Here is a 1,502-nt window from a genome sequence, read left to right as displayed (position 1 = left end):
TTCCTCATCACAGAAGCGAAAATGCCTCAAAAACTCATCCCAAATCATCGCACGATAAATTCAAAACAGCTTCTTAAATTTGGGGATAAGACTTAAACAGACTGTCCCATTTTAAACGGATAACTCCGAATACAGCCTCACCAAATATACTGCTGTTCATCTTTGAAGTCCCTAATTCGCGATTGACGAAAATGACAGGCACTTCTTTGATTTTACACCCGCATTTATACGCTGTAAATTTCATTTCAATTTGGAATGCGTATCCTTTAAAACGTATTTTATCGAGTGGAATGGTTTCTAGTGCATGCCGGCGGTAACACTTGAATCCGGCAGTCGTGTCGTGAATCGGAAGTCCGGTTACAATTCTTACGTATTTGGATGCGAAGTATGACATGAGCACTCTTCCCATGGGCCAGTTAACCACATTGACTCCACTGATATACCGCGAACCAATGGCAATGTCGAATCCTTCGGTATGACATGCTTGATATAAGCGTGGCAAATCATTCGGGCTGTGACTGAAGTCTGCATCCATTTCGAATATGTAGTCGTATTGATGTGCTATGGCCCATTTAAATCCAGTTATGTAGGCAGTACCTAAACCTAATTTCCCTTTTCGTTCAATGATGAAAAGACGTTCTGGAAATTCTTTTTGGAGTGTGTGTACAATCTTTGCTGTACCATCGGGTGAATTGTCATCGATGATAAGAATATGGAAACATTTTTCTAAAGTAAATACTGCACGAATAATGTTTTCAATGTTTTCTTTTTCGTTGTAAGTTGGTATGATTACAACACTATCACTTGTCTGCATGTACGTTTTTGTTTTTTTATTATGCAAAGATAAATAATGAGTGTGATTATGCATGCATGAAAAGTAAAAAATGGAATGTAAAAACATACTTTTTGATGAAAATATAGTTTTCTTGAAAAAAATGTGTGTGATTGTTTGGCAGATTCAAATAAAGGTCGTACATTTGCACCCGCAAACGAGAAAGAAACGCACTCTTAGCTCAGTTGGTAGAGCAACTGACTCTTAATCAGTGGGTCCAGGGTTCGAATCCCTGAGGGTGTACTTCTGGAAAGTTTGCACGGGAGATTTGACATTTATAGTTATGGATGCACTCTTAGCTCAGTTGGTAGAGCAACTGACTCTTAATCAGTGGGTCCAGGGTTCGAATCCCTGAGGGTGTACCTGTAGAAGAGCAATCTTATAAACTGATAACCGACAGGTTATAGTGAAAGATTGCTCTTTTTTGTTATGTGGATATCTGTAGCTTGGTATAAAATGTGAGATCATGAAAAGACAACAATTCAAGTAGGTCTTTTGATGAACATAAGTGAGTCGGCTGTTTCACATAAGTAACCCGGGTGTTTCACATAAGTGAGTCAGTCGTATCACTTATGTTCGTTTGAGTGGCTCGGTGTCAGGTTTGGCTAGAATTGAACAAGGGTGGGGGTGCACAAAAAATCCATCTCCTGAAAGAAGATGGATTTTTGTG

1 protein-coding gene and 2 tRNA genes are annotated in these 1,502 nt (G+C 39.1%); 2 read left to right on the top strand and 1 reads right to left on the bottom strand.

Annotated elements, in window-relative coordinates:
• Positions 1 to 73 precede the first annotated feature (73 nt).
• Positions 74 to 814, bottom strand: coding sequence for a polyprenol monophosphomannose synthase (locus tag H9625_RS10880; protein ID WP_022040159.1), 741 nt, complete (start codon positions 812 to 814; stop codon positions 74 to 76).
• Between the two features lie 188 nt (positions 815 to 1,002).
• Between H9625_RS10880 and H9625_RS10875 the strand changes: the two genes are divergently transcribed.
• Both H9625_RS10875 and H9625_RS10870 read left to right on the top strand, forming a co-directional pair.
• Positions 1,003 to 1,075 (top strand) — tRNA-Lys (locus H9625_RS10875).
• A gap of 46 nt (positions 1,076 to 1,121) precedes the next feature.
• Positions 1,122 to 1,194, top strand: a tRNA-Lys gene (locus H9625_RS10870).
• Positions 1,195 to 1,502 lie beyond the last annotated feature (308 nt).

This window comes from Phocaeicola intestinalis, from assembly GCF_014837065.1.
In the GTDB taxonomy this organism is placed as follows: domain Bacteria; phylum Bacteroidota; class Bacteroidia; order Bacteroidales; family Bacteroidaceae; genus Phocaeicola; species Phocaeicola intestinalis.
This window is presented reverse-complemented; position numbering and strand designations above follow the sequence as displayed.

What these genes read in the sequence shown, in the direction of transcription:
- H9625_RS10880 (WP_022040159.1), bottom strand. Translation starts at nt 814, where the DNA reads ATGCAGACAAGTGATAGTGTTGTAATCATACCAACTTACAACGAAAAA.